Raw genomic sequence first — 16,872 nt, 5'->3', positions numbered from 1 at the left:
ACCCAAGAAAATTCCTAATTATAGAGTGAGGGATTGAGCTTGTTCGCTAAGATATTTCCTGTAATTTTCATGGATTATTCCTAGCGATCGATGGGAAAATAAGTTTAAGGATTATCATCAAGTCCTGTATTTTTAATACAACAATCAGAGTGCCTCGGATAAATCTTTAGATTGCGCTGTCGCTATGGAAAAACATCCGGGCACGTGTGGAGTAAATCGCCAAAAAATGCGTTTTTAATAATATAAATATCTATTTTTAATCGTGGGGGATAGTCATTTTCATTAGGAAAAACGGGGGTTGCGATGATAGCGGCAGAGATTGTCAGATTTCCATGCATATCATTGTTTTTAATCTATTTTGTTTTATTTTTTGGCGTTTTTTTTACCAAGAGATCAGAATGAATGCTGCTGTATGCGGGAGTGTGTCTTTGTCCTTACTTGGCGACAAGCGCCGTTTTTGCCACGCAACTCGGCGTTCAGGCCCGCTTGCAGAGTTGCTGGATATAAAAAATACCAGTATTATTTTGCACTTCATAAACGTCGTGGGCAGGTTAAATCGCTGGCAAGTTGCAGGCGCCTTATTGCGCTATGCAGGTCACCGATGAAACCCGGTTAAGTATTCGTTAAGTTAATAGACCATGGCGAACGTTGCAAGAGTAGGGGCAATGAGCGGCCATAGTATAGTTCCAGTGAATGTTTGCTACTGAAGAGCCACCCCTATATCATTGCTGAAAAATGCTTGTATTATTTATCCAGGATATAGCCGATCTGGTCTGAGTTGACCTGTCGGTAACGGAATTTTTTGAAAGGAATTTTCGATGATAAGCACCCAAAAGAACCTCTGTTTAGGCGTAATACTGTGCAGTGGTTTGTTGCTGGCAGGATGCCAGAAAACCGCACAGACCCGTTGGCAAGAAACCCCACCAGCGACCACCGTACAAGCTCCCCCTCAACAGATCAGCGTGTCCCCACCGCCAGAACCCGCTGCCGCAGAAACCAAAACCAGCAAAATTGGCCTTTGCCAAAGCGAGTTGGCGTCACTCAAGCAGGTCAATCCGAAGGCTTACGCGGCCAAGCAGGCCAACTTTAACCGTCTGGTGAACAATGCCTCGGTTTATGGCGCGGTACGCGGCGATGTCAATGCGACAACCAAAGATACCCTTGATGCGTTGTACAAATACAAGACCAATCAGCTATGTGCCGAGATCGAACGTGACGTCCTGCAAGGCTTGATCCAGAGAGGGGAAAGCGTGAAATGAAACGCAGGATATATTGCGGTGCCTTGTTGACGTTGGCGTTGCCGCTAGGAGTAGTAAGGGCTGAGGAGGCGGTTACTCCCGATGCCCATGCGTTGAATTCACTGGACGCGATCACACGCCAGGTGGATGAGGCTCCGGCGCTCCTGTTTCTGACGCCTTCACAACTGGATACAGCAGAACCTGCAAGACCCAAAAGTAGTAAGCCTGCCAGCAGCAAACCTAACGCACTGGCAAAGTCGGCGGATGAGAGGGGTAGTGAGCGTATTCGCGAAATGAAGACGCTGCAGGCAACCATCAATCAGCTGAAAGCCAAAGTCACCAGCCAGGAAGCGGCTCTCGAGCAGTTGCGTAAAACGCAATCTCAGTCAGCGGGCTCTTCTGCAGAGTTGGCGCGTCTGCAACAGGCCATTGAGCAAAGCCAGCGGGAAAATGCGCGGCTGCAGCAGCAGCTTGCCGCACAGGCCAAGGAAAGCGAGCGGCAGATGCAGCAAATGAAGCTGCAACAGCAGGAACAACGTAACAGTGCGCAATTGCAGCAACAGTTGGCAGCGCAAACCAAAGATAACGAACAAAAAGCGCAACAGATCAAACAACTGCAGCAAACGTTACAGCAAAACCAGCAGGCCATAGCCCAATTGCAGGATCAGCTGTCAGCGCGTAGCAAAGAGAATGAACAGAAGTCCCAGCAGGCAATGGCGAAGCTGCAGGAGCAACTGGCTGCGCAAACCAAAGACAGCCAGCAGAAAGCCGAGCAGGTGAAACAGCTGCAACAGGCTGGTGCCAAGTTGCAAGAGCAGCTAACGGCGTATGCTAAAACTAACGATGAAAAAGCCCAGCAGGCCAAGCAGCTGCAACAAAATCAGCAGGAGGTGGCGAAACTGCAAGCACAGTTGGCTGCCCAGGCCAAAGACAGTGAACAAAAAGCCTTGCAGGTAACACAGCTGCGAGAACAACTGGCGGCGCGCAGCAAAGAGAATGAGCAGAAGACCCAGCAAGCAATGGCGAAGCTGCAAGATCAACTGGCCGCACAGACCAAAGACAGCGAGCAGAAAGCCGAACAGGTGAAGCAGCTGCAACAGGCGAGCGTCAAGCTGCAAGAGCAGCTAACGGCGTATGCTAAAACTAACGATGAAAAAGCCCAGCAGGCCAAGCAGCTGCAGCAAAACCAGCAGGCGTTGGCGAAGCTCCAAGAGCAGTTAGCCACCCAGACCAAAGACAGTGAATACAAAGCCCAACTGGTCAAACAGCTGCAAGAACAGCTGACGACACGCAGCAAAGAGAATGAGCAGAAGACCCAACAGGCGATGGCGAAGCTGCAAGAACAGTTGGCTGCTCAAACCAAAGACAGTGAGCAGAAAGCCGAACAAATTAAGCAGTTGCAGCAGGCCAGCGCCAAGCTGCAAGAGCAACAGATCGCGGCTCAAACCAAAACTACCGATGAAAAAGCGCAGTTGGCTGCACAACTGCAGCAAAACCAGCAGGCGTTGGTGAAGCTGCAGGAACAGTTGGCTGCCCAGACCAAAGAGCGTGAGCAAAAGGCGCTGCAGGTAACACAACTGCAAGATCAACTGGCGGCGCGCAGCAAAGAGAATGAGCAGAAGACGCAGCAGGCGATGGCAAAGCTGCAAGAACAGTTGGCTGCTCAAACCAAAGACAGCGAGCAGAAAGCCGAACAGGTGAAGCAGCTGCAACAGGCGAGCGCCAAGCTGCAGGAGCAGTTGACGGCACAAGCCAAAGTCAACGATGAAAAAGCCCAACTGGCTGCACAACTGCAGCAAAACCAGCAGGCGTTGGCGAAGCTGCAGGAACAGTTGGCTGCCCAGACCAAAGAGCGTGAGCAAAAGGCCCTGCAGGTAACACAGTTGCAAGATCAGTTGGCGGCGCGCAACAAAGAGAATGAGCAGAAGACCCAGCAAGCGATAGCGAAGCTGCAAGATCAACTGGCCGCACAGACCAAAGACAGCGAGCAGAAAGCTGAGCAGGTGAAGCAGTTGCAACAGGCGAGCGCCAAGTTGCAGGAGCAGTTGACCGCGCAAACTAAAGATAATGAGCAGAAAGCGCAGCAAGTGATGCAGCTGCAACAAAATAAGCAAACCGTCGCAGAGTTGCAGGCACAGCTAGCCATCCAGACCAAAGACAGCGAGCAAAAAGCCGAGCAGGTGAAACAGTTGCAACAGACCAGTAGCAAGCTGCAAGAGCAACTAGCTGCACAAACCAAAGCCAATGATGAGAAAGCGCAACAGCTGAAACAGCTGCAGCAAAACCAGCAAGAGCTGGCCAAGCTGCAGGCTCAGTTAGCTACTCAAGCCAAGGACAGCGAGCAGAAAGTGCAGCAGGTCAAACAGCTGCAGGAACAGTTGGCGGCTTCCAGTAAGGATAATGAGCAGAAAGCCCAGCAGGTGAAGCAACTCCAGCAAGGCCAGCAAGAGTTGGCCAAGTTGCAGACTCAACTGGCTGCCCAGGCCAAGGATAGCGAACAAAAAGCGCTACAGGCCAAGCAGTTGCAGGAGCAATTGGCGCTTAATAACAAAGATTTCGTGCAACAAGCTCAGCAAATGAAGAAATTGCAGCAAGAGCTGCTGACGATGGCGAAACTGCAAGATCAACTGACCGTGCAGACCAAAGACAGTGAACAGAAGGCGCAGCAGATAAAGCAGCTGCAAGAACAGTTGACGGTGTATGGCAAAGACAACGATCAGAAGGCTCAGCAGGTTAAACAACTCCAGCAAAGCCAGCAGGAATTGGCGAAGTTGCAGGAGCAGTTAGCCGCTCAGACCAAGGACAGTGAGCAGAAAGCGCAGCAGATTGCCCAGTTGCAGCAGGCCAGTCAGCAGTCGAACACCAAGCTGCAAGAGCAGTTGGCCGTACAAACTAAAGACAGCGAGCAGAAAGCGCAGCAGATCGCTCAGTTGCAGCAGGCGAGTCAGCAGGAGAGCGTTAAGCTGCAGGAGCAGTTAGCGGCTCAGACTAAAGACAGCGAGCAGAAAGCTCAGCAGATCGCCCAGTTGCAGAAGGCGAGTCAGCAGGAGAGTGCGAAGCTGCAGGAACAGTTGGCCGCTCAGACTAAAGACAGCGAGCAGAAAGCGCAGCAGATCGCCCAGTTGCAGAAGGCGAGTCAGCAGGAGAGTGTCAAGCTGCAAGAGCAATTAGCCTCTCAGGCTAAAGACATCGAGCAGAAAGCGCAGCAAATCGCCAAGTTGCAGCAGGCGGGTCAGCAAGAGAGTGCCAAGCTGCAAGAGCAATTAGCGGCTCAGACTAAAGACAGCGAGCAGAAAGCGCAGCAGATCGCCCAGTTGCAGCAGGCGAGTCAGCAGGAGAGCGCCAAGTTGCGGGAGCAGTTAGCGGCTCAGACCAAAGACAGCGAGCAGAAAGCGAAGCAGATCGCCGAGTTGCAGCTGGCGAGTCAGCAGGAGAGTGCCAAGCTGCAAGAGCAGTTGGCGGCACAAACCAAAGACAATGAGCAGAAGGTGCAGGAACTTGCCCAGCTACAGCAAAAGCTGACTGCAGCCGAGAAAAAGCAAACGGCTGGCACGTCCGTGGTCACGGAGCCGAAAACGCAGGTGGAAAAACGCGATTATGCGATCGGTACCGCGTTGGGTAATGACATCCTGGATTTGCTCAACAGCAAAAAGACCCAGGGTGTAGACGTGAACCGCCAACTGGCGCTGGCAGGTGTCACTGATGTCATCAATGGCCAGACCAAACTGGCCAAAGAACAGATTGCCAAAGCCTTGTATGAAAGCGAATTGGAGCTGAGCAATCAGCATAAAAAGATCAAACAGCAGAACGAAAAACAAGGCAGCAGCTACATCGATAAGTTCAAGAAGCAGCCACGCGTCGTACAGTCTAAGCAAGGCTTCTATTACCGCATCGATTATGTTGGCGATAGCGTGATTGGTGAGGGTGATACCGTTGCAGTAGTGGTTAAAGAGAGCTTGACCGACGGTAAAGTGATCAAGGATATGGATCTGGCTGGCACTTCAATTTCGCAGCCGCTGAGCGCGTATCCACCGCTGTTCCGCGAAGCGCTAGGTAAGTTGAAGAACCACGGTAACATGACGCTGGTGGTGCCACCTGAACTGGCCTATGGCGAGAAAGGCATGGCACCGGATATCCCACCGGGCGCGACCATGGTCTATAACGTACGCATCCTGGATGTGATACCGGCCTCCGAGCAAAAAGCTCCGTAACCCTATAACTAACCCGCCAGACGATTGGCGGGTTTTTTTTAGCTGAACCACGCTGGGGACTGGCAATGCCCCAGTGTGGTGCAGAACCCGGCTTTACCTTTTCACCCAATCCCGCCATATCGTTACCTTTCATTATTTTTTAATCACTTAGGCTGATAATGCACTGCTTGTTCTGCCTGGCCCGTTTTTTGCTGTAGTTGCAGTCGTTGATATTGAATGCAGTTAACCGCAGCTAGGAGCCACGATGAATTTCAGACGCCTGAAGTATTTCGTAAAGATCGTCGATATCGGCAGCCTGACTCAGGCGGCAGAGGTGTTGCATATTGCGCAGCCTGCGCTGAGCCAGCAAGTTGCCACTCTGGAAGGGGAACTGAAACAGCAATTGCTGATCCGTACCAAGCGCGGAGTGATGCCCACGGAGGCCGGCAATATTCTTTATGCGCATGCGCAAACCATCCTTCAGCAGTGCGAGCAGGCCCAGCAAGCGGTGATCAGCAGTGGGGAGACGCTGGTTGGACAGGTGGCGGTCGGCCTGGTGCAAGGCAGTGCGGCCTCGCAGTTGGCGCTGCCGCTGTTGCAAGCGGTACGCGATCGGCATCCTGGGATTTTGCTGAGCCTGAATGAGAATATCGGCAGCGCGTTGAGCCAACAGGTGGCGACGCAGGCTCTGGATATGGCGGTGATGTACGGGCAGAACATGCCACCGAACCTGAACGTTACGGCGTTGGCGAAAGAGGATTTGTATCTGGTCGCGGCAAGAAGTATCCCTCATCCGGGCAACAGCATCGATTTATCGGCGGTGAGCAGGTTTAATCTGTTCTTGCCACGTGAGGGGGATTTGGTGCGTGACCTGGTCGATGAGGCTCTGGCGCTGCGCCAACTCACGCCGAATGTGATTGGTGAGATCGAATCACACAGCATGCTTTGCGCCGCTATCGCTAGCGGAATGGGGGCGACGATCCTGCCAGAATCGATTGCCAGGGCGACGATCGGCCCGGCCAAGGCCTGGATGATCCGCCTCAATGCTCCGGCGCTTTCGGTACCGCTGGCGTTAGTGGTTTGCGGCCAAAAGCCGCTCACTGCGGTGGCGGGAGCGGTGAGGGAGATCCTGCTGGAAATTACCGCCAGCCATCATCAGCCGACGCGAATGCTGGCTTTGGCGCTGTAGGGGCGCCGCGTGCGGCGCCCAGCCTTTGGGTTAGCGGAACGGCGGCTCGTTGAAGGTGCGCAGTTTGCGTGAATGTAGATGTTCACCTTCAGCCCGCAACAGGTCGATGGCACAAATCCCGATCTGCAAGTGCTCCGAAATCGCACCCTCGTAGAAACGGTTGGCTTGGCCCGGCAGTTTAATCTCGCCATGCAGCGGTTTATCAGACACGCACAGCAGAGTGCCATAAGGCACCCGGAAGCGATAACCCTGCGCCGCGATGGTGGCGCTTTCCATATCGACGGCGACGGCGCGGCTGAGGTTAAAGCGCAGTGCGGAAGCCGAATAGCGCAGCTCCCAGTTACGATCGTCGGTGGTGACCACCGTCCCGGTACGTAACCGCTGTTTTACCGCTTCCCCAGGCATACCGCTTACCGTTTTGGTGGCGTCATACAGCGCACGCTGAACTTCCGCGATGCTTGGAATTGGGATATCCGGTGGCAGCACCGAGTCTAATACATGATCGTCACGCAGGTAGGCGTGGGCTAACACGTAGTCGCCAATTGACTGGCTTTCCCGCAGGCCGCCGCAGTGGCCAATCATCAGCCAGGCATGGGGACGCAGCACGGCCAGGTGATCGCAGATGGTTTTGGCATTGGAAGGGCCGACACCAATATTGACCAGCGTGATCCCCTGGCCATCGTTGGCGATCAGGTGATAGGCGGGCATTTGGTGGTTCTTCCAGGCTAGATCGGACACCGTCTGCTCTGGATTTGGCGTTTCTGGCGTAACAAAGTGGCCACCGGCGCAAGAAAGCGCGATATAGGGGCTGGCCGGATCGGCGATCTGGCTACACGCCCAGCGGATAAACTCATCGACATAGCGCGTGTAGTTGGTAAACAACACAAAGTGCTGAAAATGTTCCACCGGCGTGCCGGTGTAGTGCCGCAGACGGGCCAGTGAGAAATCGGTCCGCAGCGCGTCAAAATGGGAGAGTGGAAAATGGTTGGCAAAAGGGGACAGGCCGTCTGCATTTTCATCGCCAATCTGCGCCAGCTCGGTAGTGGGGAAATGCTTGGTAAGCCCGGCACTCATGGTTCTGTCCAAGGCCAGATCGGAGCCGTCGATCACATAAGGGAAGGGGATCTCCTGTTGAGAAGGAACCACTTCGATCACGGCGGCATATTCACTGGTCAGCATTGCCAACTGTTCGGCAAGATAAGGGCGGAACAACTGCGGCCGGGTGATGGTGGTGGTGTAGCTGCCAGGCCGGGTAAAACGGCCATAGGCCCGAGTTCTTGGATGGTCGGGATGTTCACCATCCCAGCGTACTCGCAGCTCCGGGTAGGAAAACAGCCCCGAGGCACGGGCCTGCGATTCTGGCAGGGTGCCATCCGCGATAAATTGTTTGATGGCAGCGCGCAAGGCGTTGACCGATGCGTCATACAGTACTTCGAGTTGGTCGAGGGCTTGCAGGGCAGTCAGCGACTTTTTTTCAGGGGTATTCATTGTTTTTCCTCGGTTCTTGCGATACCTCAGCATAGCGTAAAGCGTTGGCCGAATGAATCTATCTGCTGCTGCACTTGCGTGGAGTAGGGGCGCATCATGTGCGCCCGCTCATATGATGACTCCGAACTAAAAACTAAAGCGTAACCAGGCAAACAGCACGTTGCCGTTGTTGTAGGTACCGGGGATATAGGTGAACTGAACGGTTGCCTGCTTGTAGCCAGCGGAAAACAGCGGCAGCACGATCGGCAATGGAATGTAGTTGCCGAAATCTTCACGTGCGGTGATCCCCGCCGTCACACCAAACCCAAGGCGAAAATCTTGATTCTGATCCAGATACCAGCCCTTTTCCCAGCCATAGCCGACAATCGGCTGCCACTCATTGTGGGAGTCTTTAAACATCATCGCGTACAGGGCACTCCAGTCACCTTCTTCGTTATAGCGCGATATCCCAAAGCCGCCGCCCCACGGCATCTCATTGTAATGATCCGTCTCGTCGTACATAAAACGGGCGTGCCAACTGATAAACGGCAGATAAAGATCGTGGTATTGCGGGTCCTCCCAGGTTTGTGCGACACCGCTGGTTAAAGAGTTCCACCAGCCCGAGACCCGCCCGGTGCTGGGTTCCGGTTCTGCTGCATGAGTTGGCGTGGTTAGCAATAACAGCCCTGTCCAGACCACTGCAAGAAACATCCGCATAGCGTGCTCCTGTGATGGGTAATGACCCATATTATTCTGTTTACGACGCAATTTTTCTCTTTATAGGTATCGCACTAGCAGTAATGCGCTGACAAGTTAAAGTCTAGCCGATGGCTGGCGCTTTTCTGGTAATCGCGAAAATTCATTGGCTGGTTTGTGGAGGGGATGAAGAGAAGGGAGGTGATGAGGGGCGCTGCACAGAGCGCCCGCTTAGCGAAATTACAAACCGCGTTGGTCCATCAAAACAGCCAGATCAACCAGACGATGAGAGAAAGCCCATTCGTTGTCGTACCATGCGAGGATCTTCACCAGATTGCCGCCGATGACCAGCGTAGACAGCCCGTCGATAATTGATGAACGTGGGTCACCCTGATAATCGCTCGATACCAAAGGCTCATCGCTGTAACCCAAGATATCTTGTAAGGGGCCTGAGGTTGCCGCTTTGCGAAATGCCGCGTTCACTTCTTCTACCGTCACATCACGTTTGAGCGTGACGGTCAGATCAACAATAGACACCACGGGCACAGGTACGCGCAGTGAATAGCCGGTCAGGCGTCCGTCCAACTCCGGGATCACTTTACCGAGCGCTTTAGCCGCACCGCTAGAATAAGGCACGATAGAAAGCGCAGCGGCACGGGCTCCGCGCAGATCTTTTTCCGGTTGATCGTGCAGGGCCTGGCTGTTGGTATAGGCATGGGTGGTGTTCATCAAACCATGTTCAATACCGAAGCTTTGGTGCAGAACCAGCGCTGCTGGTGCTAAACCGTTAGTTGTACAACTGCCGTTGCTGACCACTTTATGCAAGGCGGGATCGTATTTCTCATGATTGACGCCCATCACGACCGTGATGTCATCGTCTTTACCGGGCGCAGATAAAATCACCCGCTTTGCGCCGCCCTTGGTGATATGTACTTCGGCTTTGGCTTTGTCGGTGAAGAATCCGGTGGCTTCGATAACTAAATCAACCCCCACGCTGCTCCACGCAATTGCGCCCGGATCGCGTTCGGAGAAGACGTGAATGGTTTTACCATCCACCAATAACTGCCCTTCAGAGGCTTCAACACTGGCGGCCAAGGTGCCCTGCAGCGAGTCGTATTTCAGAAGATGAGCCAGGGTTTTGCTGTCGGTCAGGTCATTGATTGCCACCACCTGAAAGTCATTGCGACCCAGCGCGGCGCGCAGTACGTTTCTGCCAATGCGACCAAACCCATTAATGCCTACTTTGACCATGATGTGCTCCTCGGTGAGTTATCTGGTTCCAAAATAGTGCGTGGATCATTTGGCGTAAATGACAAATAACAATCAATTTAGGACATAGTGCGAGCGTGAAAACGCTCTCGATAATCTGAGGGTGTGAGTTGTAAATTTCTTTCAAACACGCGACGCAGGTTGAGGCTGTTGCCAAAACCCGTGGCGGTGGCGATTTGTTCAAGCTTATCCGAGCTTTGTTCCAGGTGTTGCCGTGCTACGTCGAGGCGGACTTCTTCCACATACTTGGCGGGGCTGATCCCGGTTTCACGGGTGAAAACGCGGGTAAAATTCCTTGGGCTCATGGCCACGTGCTCCGCCAACCTTTCAACAGATAAATCGCCGGACAGATTTTGCAGTATCCACGTTTGCAGGTCACGAATTGGGCCAGGCGAGCTGGCTTGGCTGAGCAGAAAACGGCTGAACTGAGACTGTCCTCCGGGGCGGCGCAGGAACATCACCAAGTCTTGGGCGACATCGCGCGCTAACGTGAAGCTGTGATCGTCTTCCACTAAAGCCAGCGTGAGGTCGAAGCCCGAACTGACGCCAGCGGAGGTCCAGATATTGCCGTCTTGAAGATAAATCGGGCCTTTCTCAACGTGGACACTGGGGAATTGAGCTTGCATCGCTTCCAGGAGCCGCCAGTGCGTGGTGGCACGGCGGCCATCAAGCAGACCGGCCTGAGCCAATAGCCACGCACCGCCGCAAATCGATACGATCCGCCGTGCATACGGCGCAGCCTGACGCAGCCAATTGACGACGATATCGCTTTCCTCAACGCTCATACCTTTGCCGGTGATCATAATGGTGTCACGCGGCAGGGTGGGATCAAGGTCAGTCAGACGGTGATCGGCCAGCAGATTTAGCCCCGACCCCCCATGGATCACGCGGTGCGCCTGGGTCGTGGCAATCGACACCTGATAAGGTGGATGCGCGGCATCCGTCGGCCTCAAGCGGTTGGCTTGCATCAGGATATCGGCAATGCCCGTAGGCTCGAATAACATGCCCCCTTCGGGGACGATAATCAAAAAGGTGTGCATGTCCTTAAAATACAAATTAGACAAAATAAGTCAAGTGAGGGGGCTGACTAGATTGATCGGTAGCGGGGGCTCTTGGGGCCAATGAAAAAGCAAAAAGCCCGCTTAGTTGCCTAAGCGGGCTTTTCTAAATATGGCTCCTCTGACTGGACTCGAACCAGTGACATACGGATTAACAGTCCGCCGTTCTACCGACTGAACTACAGAGGAATTGTGTGAACGGGGCGCATCATATCCAGCCGTGCAGATCGTGTCAACGCAAAATTGATTCTGGGGGTGCGACAGCTCATCATCTGAGCAAACTCAGTCCCGTTGTGGCTCGCTGTCCGCATATCAACGCTGCAAACGTGCCAGTGGGTTTTGTTTGTAGAAGCGGCAGAAATGCTCGTACAACTCAGGAAAGCGGTTGGCCAGCAGTTCAGGGGCACTGAAGAAGTACTCGGACAGCACGGCAAAGCACTCTGCCGGATCGCTGGCGGCGTAGGCATCCATGCTGGCTGCTTCTTCACCCACCATATCGATTTCATCCTGCAGGTTTTCCATCGCGGCGTGTAAATCGTATTCCCAGGCGGCGATATCGCGCAGCGGGATTGGGGGCACGCCGGTAGCGGTGCCGCCATTACGCATATCCAGTTTGTGCACCGCTTCATGGATCACCAGGTTGAAGCCGGAAAGGTCGAAGGAGTCTTGCACGTCTAGCCAGTTGAGTACGATAGGCCCCTGTTCCCAGCTTTGGCCCGCTTGTACCACCGGCCCGGAATGCACCAGACCAATATCATCCTGCCATTCATCTTCCACCACGAACGGGGTTGGGTAGAGCAGGACTTCGTTAAAACCGTCCAGGCATTCTGCCCCCAGTTCCATCACCGGCAACGCAAACAGCAGGGCAATACGCGCCTGCATCAGGGATGTCACTTCCAACCCTTGTAAAGGCACGATGCGTTTATTTTGCAAAATCTGGCTGGCAACCGCCACCAAACGCCGCTGCTCTTGCTCATCCAAAGGTGAGAGCAGGGGAATGGACAGGGCTTCCTGCCAGTCGGCAAACGTTTCCGCCTGCGCTTGATTTGCTTTCCACGGCCATTTAATCATTGCGTTGCTCTAAGGGTCACTGGAACATTCGGCTGGGGCTGATAATGTCAACATGCCGCAAAAGGGGGCACTATAGCAAGCGTTTCACGCAGAGCTGCCGGAGTGGCTGAACGCGACGGCCTTGCAAACCGTCTCAAGGCTACCCGCTATGCGGATTAAAACCTTGCTCTGCGCTACTATTCAATCACTTACGCTTAACTTTGTCTGTGACCAACGTCCCGAAGAATGGAAACGATAAATAAGCAATTTTATACCAATGGGTTTAATAGCGCTCAAGCGGTGATCCCCGCAGTAGCGCGGGGATCGGCATGCGCTACTTGGCCGCGGCTTCCTCTGCCTTTAGTATTTTGTGTAACTCATCCTTGATATGTAGCTTCTCTTTTTTCAAGCGAACCACCTCGTCAGAGTAGCCGTTGCCTGCAGGCCCTTCTAACCTGGAGATTTGGTGGTCGAGTTGGTTGTGCTTATCAAACAATGACTGGAAGCGGGGATGGCTTGATTTCAGGTGCGATATTAACTCACGGTATTCTGGAAACATACTCAAGCTCCTTTGAGTCAAACTGTACACTGGAGGGCTTCTCCACTTTCACTGTAACCCAGCGTGGATTTATTTAAAATGGCGCTAGCTAGCAAAAATAGATCCTGCTGTGCAGATTGATGACAGCGTGGCAATGTCGCTGAATGGGGATAGGGCGAGCATGCGCGACCGCTTAGCTTTCTGCGTGATTTTGCCAAATACCCGTGCGTAACGTTGCCGGAGAGAACTCAACGTTTCTGCCGCGCCAGCCCAGTGCCTGGCGAAAACGCCATGCACTGGTGATATCAAATCGCCAGTAGCGCTCGGCTCCTTCGACGGCTTCGTTTTCCGCCTGCCATAAGATCTGGGTTTCCCCTTGTAAATGTAGAATGTCCCCGCGTGCAAAATCGATAAACAACAGCGCCGCCCTCGGCTGTGCCAGCAGGTTTCCTAGCGTATTCATATAACGGTTACCGCGAAAATCCGGTATCCACAGGGTTTCTCCAGCCAGATGGATGAACCCCGGTTTACCGCCGCGATGCGAGATATCTACGCCACCTTGCGCTGAATCACCGTGGGCATAGCTGGCCACAAAGCAGGTATCCGCCTGTTGGATCAGTTGTCGGGCCTGATCGTCTAACGAACTCAACTGCTCAATGGGGGCGGCAACGCTCGGCTCGGCGAACAGCTCTCGCCGTTGAATGTACTGCGGACAGTTGCCAAAGCTTTGTTGCACCACAATCTCCAAGCGGTTTTTATCCGTGCGGCTAATGATGCCGTTGACCCGGTTGCGCCTGCGGTTACTGAAATCTAACCCTAATGCGCCGACAGGCTGCCCGGGATAGAGCGATGCCTGAGCGGGATCGTCCGCCCGGCGTGGCGAAACGATCCGCAAATGTGTTTCATCTGGCGAGCGCAAAAAGCCGGCAGGCCCACTGAACACCGTAGCAACCGGCCACTGCCGCTCATCCAGTGTGGCAACAAACAGGTAGGGCAGGTGAGCGAAGAACTCGCGATGTTGATCGGGCATGGCGGTATAGATATTCCCGCTCACCGCATCAAAACCGGCCAGATCCTGCGCCAACTGCTCATCGGGATGAAACATGGAGGGAGACATGTTATTGGCCTACAGCCTGGTCAGGCAGGGGTAACGCAGGCATGGGGAAGAACCCGGGTAGCGCGGCAATACGATCTAGCCAACGCTGGATTGCCGGGAAGGACTTGAGGGAAAGTCCACCTTCTGGGGCGGCCGCCACGTAGCTGTAACAGGCCAGATCGGCAATCGTTGGCAAAGACGTTGCCAAAAACTCGCGTTCTGCCAAATGTTGCTCTAACTGGGGTAGAAAGCGTGCGCCGATGGCTTGTGCAGACGGGTAGTTCTCTGGCGCAGAAAATTGCACCACCATCCGACAGGATGCGGGGCCATAGCGCACCTCTCCGGCCGCTTTGGAAAGCCAGGCTTGAACTTGGGCTGCTGCCAACGGATCTTCTGGCAACCAGTGGCTATCCGGCGCATAGCGTTTGACCAGGTACACCATGATGGCGTTGCTGTCGCTCAATACCTGCTCATCGGCCAGCAATACCGGGATTTGTCCAACGGGATTAAGCCTCAGGAACGCCTCGCTGCGGCGCACCGTGGCCGGGGCTTCGCAATACTCATAAGGCAGATCTAGCATCCGCAATAGCAACTCGACGCGGTGGCAATGGCCAGAGGCCGGAGTGCCGTATAGTTTCAACGTTTGCATGGTGAGTCTCCTTTATGGTCTTGCTGACCAGAATACTCTTGCGCCAGATGATGGGTATCCGGGAAGATGGCAATTGATAATTTCACTTGGCGGAATAATCTATGGATCGTTTGGACGAGTTGGCGATTTTTGTGGCGGTGATCCAGCAGGGGAGTTTGGCCGGTGCGGCCCGCAAGCTGCGCCGTTCCGCTCCGGCGGTAACCCGAGCTATCGCTGCTTTGGAGCAGCGGTTGGGGGCGCGGCTGGTGGAACGCACTACCCGGCGTCTGGCACCTACGGAGGCCGGTTTGCGTTTAGCCGAACGCGCGCGTGCTCTGTTGCATGACTATCAAGGTGCGCTAATGGATACCGCAGAGGCTCAACTGAGCGGACTGCTGCGTATTACTTCGCCGGTACAGTTTGGGCGCAAGCATGTGGCACCGATGGTGATGGCTTTTCTCGAACGTTACCCGCAAATCCACATCGACATGCAGTTAAATGACCGCAATCTGGAGCTGATCGATGAAGGGCTGGATGTGGCGGTGCGCATCGGGCATTTGCAGGATTCCTCCAAGGTGGCGCGTAAGCTTGGAGAGGTGACACGCATCGCCGTGGCTAGCCCAGCCTATCTGGCGCAACGAGGGGAGCCGCTGGAACCGGCGCAGTTGAGCGATCATGACACTATTGTCGGCACTTTACGTCCGACGTCAGGTGAATGGCGCTTTGGGCCTGACGAAAACGGTGAGCGAGTACGTTTGACGCCACGCTTGTTGTTGAACGAGGTGGAAACTCAACTGTTGGCGGTGCGGGCAGGCAAGGGGATCGCAAGGCTACTGTCTTATCAGGTGGCGGACGATCTGGCCAATGGTACGCTGGTGCGGCTGCTGGCCGCCTACGAGCCCATGCCAGTGCCAGTGCAACTGGTGGCGAATAACGTGCAATACATGCCGCTGAAGGTGCGTACCTTTTGGGATTACGCTTATCAGCACCTCAGCCAAATTGCGCAAATACAACCGTCTCGCCCGTAGGGGCGAGGCATGCTGCGCACACTTATCTTTTATCCTCAATTTATTTTCGAGTTTCATGGATGAAACTTTAAAATAACCTCTAAATGTTTAACCAGTGAAACTTATTGCCGGAAAAAATAAATTTATCTCGCCGAACACGCATTGCCGCATGCGCTGTCTTGACAATATTTTAACATGTTGCTAATAGTTAACTCACATCTTAAATAATAAACAAAGTTTAATATATGAAACTTTTAGCGGGCAGTTACGATAACGCAACGACGGTGGCTGATGAAAACGAGATCCTGCTCTCATTTCAATCACGCAGTCAGCGAGTTTACCAACAGCAACGCCATGAGTTGAATATGGCTTATGGGGATGCGCCGCGTGAAGTTTTTGACTGGTTTTATTCAACTGAAGAATATAAAGGCACGATAATATTTATTCACGGCGGCTATTGGCAGTTTTGTGATAAGCAGGATTTTGCTTTTATTGCCAGCATGCCATTGTCATTAGGTTTTGATGTGGTACTGGTGGAATATACCCTGGCGCCAGCGGCTAACTTGGCCGATATTTGTCAGCAAATTGGGGGCGCGCTGGATGTCATCGAGCGGCGGCTGAAGCCGCGTGGCGATAAACCGGTTTATCTCACAGGTCATTCTGCCGGTGGACATTTGGCAGCATATTGGCAACACCATCCGCGGGTGCAGGCGGTGTTTCCCATCAGCGGCATTTTTGAGTTACAGCCGCTGCTGGCGAGCTACGTAAACCAGCAGCTAAAGCTGACCACCCAGCAGATAGAGGCCTTAAGCCCGGCGCGTAATATACCGCTATCTTTGAAGCCCATGGTGCTGTTTTACGGCGCGGCGGAACTGCCGGAGCTGATTGGGCAATCGCTTTATTATTATTCCGCATTGCGGGCGCAGGGGCTGCCGGTTAGCCGTTATGCGCTCCCCGGTGCTAATCATTACAGTGTGCTGGATGCGGTCTTTGCCGCTGATGGCGCTCTGCACCGTTTCCTGCTTACCGATGGAGAGTATCTTGATGCGCACAGTCATTGAAACCGGCCTGCCGGAGATCGGGCAACCTTTTTCCTGGGCGACCAAAGGCGGCGGGATGTTATTCACCGCCCATGGCCCGGTCCACCAGGATGGCACTATTGAAACCGGCGATCCGGAAAAACAAATTACGCTGACGTTTGATAATTTAGCCACCACGCTGAAGGCCGCCAATAGCCATAGCGATAATGTATTACAGGTTATTGTTTATCTTACCGATGTTAATGACGTTAAACTGCTCGATAAAATCTATCAACAGTATTTTAATTATCCGTATCCCAACCGCTCAACGGTGATTGTTGATAAATTGGTGGTGCCAGGAATGAAAATAGAAATCACCGTTAGCGCCACAGCGTAATTAAATCTTCATAAAATAATATTCACCTGC

General features: G+C 53.5%; 14 protein-coding genes and 1 tRNA gene. 6 read left to right on the top strand and 9 right to left on the bottom strand.

Going from position 1 to position 16,872, the window contains the following annotated elements; translation table 11 throughout:
- Positions 1-818: 818 nt before the first annotated feature.
- The 3 genes from KGP16_RS16415 to nac all read left to right on the top strand — a co-directional run bounded on the left by KGP16_RS16415 (position 819) and on the right by nac (position 6,617).
- Positions 819-1,259: a hypothetical protein gene (locus KGP16_RS16415; RefSeq protein ID WP_021805770.1), complete on the top strand. Its 441-nt coding sequence runs from the start codon at positions 819-821 to the stop codon at positions 1,257-1,259.
- Positions 1,256-5,449, top strand: a complete 4,194-nt coding sequence (locus KGP16_RS16410) for an FKBP-type peptidyl-prolyl cis-trans isomerase N-terminal domain-containing protein (RefSeq protein ID WP_223499990.1) — start codon at positions 1,256-1,258, stop codon at positions 5,447-5,449. The genes KGP16_RS16415 and KGP16_RS16410 overlap by 4 nt, the downstream gene beginning before the upstream one ends.
- A gap of 244 nt (positions 5,450-5,693) precedes the next feature.
- Positions 5,694-6,617, top strand: a complete 924-nt coding sequence (gene nac, locus KGP16_RS16405) for a nitrogen assimilation transcriptional regulator NAC (RefSeq protein ID WP_218519179.1) — start codon at positions 5,694-5,696, stop codon at positions 6,615-6,617.
- 30 nt (positions 6,618-6,647) lie between these two features.
- On the opposite strand, the gene KGP16_RS16400 is transcribed toward nac, so the two are convergent.
- From KGP16_RS16400 to KGP16_RS16360, 9 genes are all read right to left on the bottom strand, one after another.
- Positions 6,648-8,105 (bottom strand): AMP nucleosidase, encoded by a 1,458-nt coding sequence (locus KGP16_RS16400; protein WP_021805767.1) that lies wholly within the window; start codon positions 8,103-8,105, stop codon positions 6,648-6,650.
- 126 nt (positions 8,106-8,231) lie between these two features.
- Complete coding sequence (gene pagP / locus KGP16_RS16395; protein ID WP_021805766.1) at positions 8,232-8,801, bottom strand: lipid IV(A) palmitoyltransferase PagP; 570 nt, start codon at positions 8,799-8,801, stop codon at positions 8,232-8,234.
- A 219-nt stretch (positions 8,802-9,020) separates the two neighbouring features.
- On the bottom strand, positions 9,021-10,031 hold the full coding sequence (gene gap / locus KGP16_RS16390; protein ID WP_021805765.1) for a type I glyceraldehyde-3-phosphate dehydrogenase: 1,011 nt from the start codon (positions 10,029-10,031) through the stop codon (positions 9,021-9,023).
- A gap of 77 nt (positions 10,032-10,108) precedes the next feature.
- Entirely contained in the window at positions 10,109-11,089 is a 981-nt protein-coding gene (locus KGP16_RS16385) for a GlxA family transcriptional regulator (RefSeq protein WP_021805764.1), read from the bottom strand.
- A 131-nt stretch (positions 11,090-11,220) separates the two neighbouring features.
- A tRNA-Asn gene (locus KGP16_RS16380) sits at positions 11,221-11,296 on the bottom strand.
- A gap of 123 nt (positions 11,297-11,419) precedes the next feature.
- Entirely contained in the window at positions 11,420-12,178 is a 759-nt protein-coding gene (gene mtfA, locus KGP16_RS16375; protein WP_223499989.1) for a DgsA anti-repressor MtfA, read from the bottom strand.
- 313 nt (positions 12,179-12,491) lie between these two features.
- On the bottom strand, positions 12,492-12,716 hold the full coding sequence (locus KGP16_RS16370) for a YdcH family protein (RefSeq protein ID WP_021180872.1): 225 nt from the start codon (positions 12,714-12,716) through the stop codon (positions 12,492-12,494).
- Positions 12,717-12,888: 172 nt separating this feature from the next.
- Entirely contained in the window at positions 12,889-13,812 is a 924-nt protein-coding gene (locus KGP16_RS16365; RefSeq protein ID WP_094983086.1) for a pyridoxamine 5'-phosphate oxidase family protein, read from the bottom strand.
- Position 13,813: 1 nt separating this feature from the next.
- Positions 13,814-14,440: a glutathione S-transferase family protein gene (locus KGP16_RS16360; protein ID WP_059201142.1), complete on the bottom strand. Its 627-nt coding sequence runs from the start codon at positions 14,438-14,440 to the stop codon at positions 13,814-13,816.
- Between the two features lie 101 nt (positions 14,441-14,541).
- Here KGP16_RS16360 and KGP16_RS16355 point away from each other — a divergent pair, with 101 nt between their 5' ends.
- From KGP16_RS16355 to KGP16_RS16345, 3 genes are all read left to right on the top strand, one after another.
- Positions 14,542-15,447 (top strand): LysR family transcriptional regulator, encoded by a 906-nt coding sequence (locus KGP16_RS16355; protein ID WP_223499987.1) that lies wholly within the window; start codon positions 14,542-14,544, stop codon positions 15,445-15,447.
- Between the two features lie 224 nt (positions 15,448-15,671).
- A complete protein-coding gene (locus KGP16_RS16350; RefSeq protein ID WP_223499986.1) occupies positions 15,672-16,487 on the top strand; it encodes an alpha/beta hydrolase in 816 nt (271 codons plus the stop codon).
- Positions 16,471-16,842 carry a RidA family protein gene (locus KGP16_RS16345; RefSeq protein ID WP_223499985.1) on the top strand — a complete coding sequence of 124 codons (372 nt, stop codon included), beginning with the start codon at positions 16,471-16,473 and terminating at the stop codon, positions 16,840-16,842. The genes KGP16_RS16350 and KGP16_RS16345 overlap by 17 nt, the downstream gene beginning before the upstream one ends.
- The last annotated feature ends 30 nt before the right edge of the window (positions 16,843-16,872 follow it).

It is taken from the genome of Serratia sp. JSRIV006, assembly GCF_019968685.1.
Classification (GTDB): domain Bacteria; phylum Pseudomonadota; class Gammaproteobacteria; order Enterobacterales; family Enterobacteriaceae; genus Chania; species Chania fonticola_B.
Note: the sequence above shows the minus strand (reverse complement) of the source record. Positions and strands in the feature narration are given on the sequence as shown.

Bases quoted from the DNA above. Each gene is read 5' to 3' on its own strand.
- KGP16_RS16415 (WP_021805770.1), top strand. From the start codon at position 819: ATGATAAGCACCCAAAAGAACCTCTGTTTAGGCGTAATACTGTGCAGT.
- KGP16_RS16410 (WP_223499990.1), top strand. From the start codon at position 1,256: ATGAAACGCAGGATATATTGCGGTGCCTTGTTGACGTTGGCGTTGCCG.
- nac (WP_218519179.1), top strand. From the start codon at position 5,694: ATGAATTTCAGACGCCTGAAGTATTTCGTAAAGATCGTCGATATCGGC.
- KGP16_RS16400 (WP_021805767.1), bottom strand. From the start codon at position 8,105: ATGAATACCCCTGAAAAAAAGTCGCTGACTGCCCTGCAAGCCCTCGAC.
- pagP (WP_021805766.1), bottom strand. From the start codon at position 8,801: ATGCGGATGTTTCTTGCAGTGGTCTGGACAGGGCTGTTATTGCTAACC.
- gap (WP_021805765.1), bottom strand. From the start codon at position 10,031: ATGGTCAAAGTAGGCATTAATGGGTTTGGTCGCATTGGCAGAAACGTA.
- KGP16_RS16385 (WP_021805764.1), bottom strand. From the start codon at position 11,089: ATGCACACCTTTTTGATTATCGTCCCCGAAGGGGGCATGTTATTCGAG.
- mtfA (WP_223499989.1), bottom strand. From the start codon at position 12,178: ATGATTAAATGGCCGTGGAAAGCAAATCAAGCGCAGGCGGAAACGTTT.
- KGP16_RS16370 (WP_021180872.1), bottom strand. From the start codon at position 12,716: ATGTTTCCAGAATACCGTGAGTTAATATCGCACCTGAAATCAAGCCAT.
- KGP16_RS16365 (WP_094983086.1), bottom strand. From the start codon at position 13,812: ATGTCTCCCTCCATGTTTCATCCCGATGAGCAGTTGGCGCAGGATCTG.
- KGP16_RS16360 (WP_059201142.1), bottom strand. From the start codon at position 14,440: ATGCAAACGTTGAAACTATACGGCACTCCGGCCTCTGGCCATTGCCAC.
- KGP16_RS16355 (WP_223499987.1), top strand. From the start codon at position 14,542: ATGGATCGTTTGGACGAGTTGGCGATTTTTGTGGCGGTGATCCAGCAG.
- KGP16_RS16350 (WP_223499986.1), top strand. From the start codon at position 15,672: ATGAAACTTTTAGCGGGCAGTTACGATAACGCAACGACGGTGGCTGAT.
- KGP16_RS16345 (WP_223499985.1), top strand. From the start codon at position 16,471: ATGCGCACAGTCATTGAAACCGGCCTGCCGGAGATCGGGCAACCTTTT.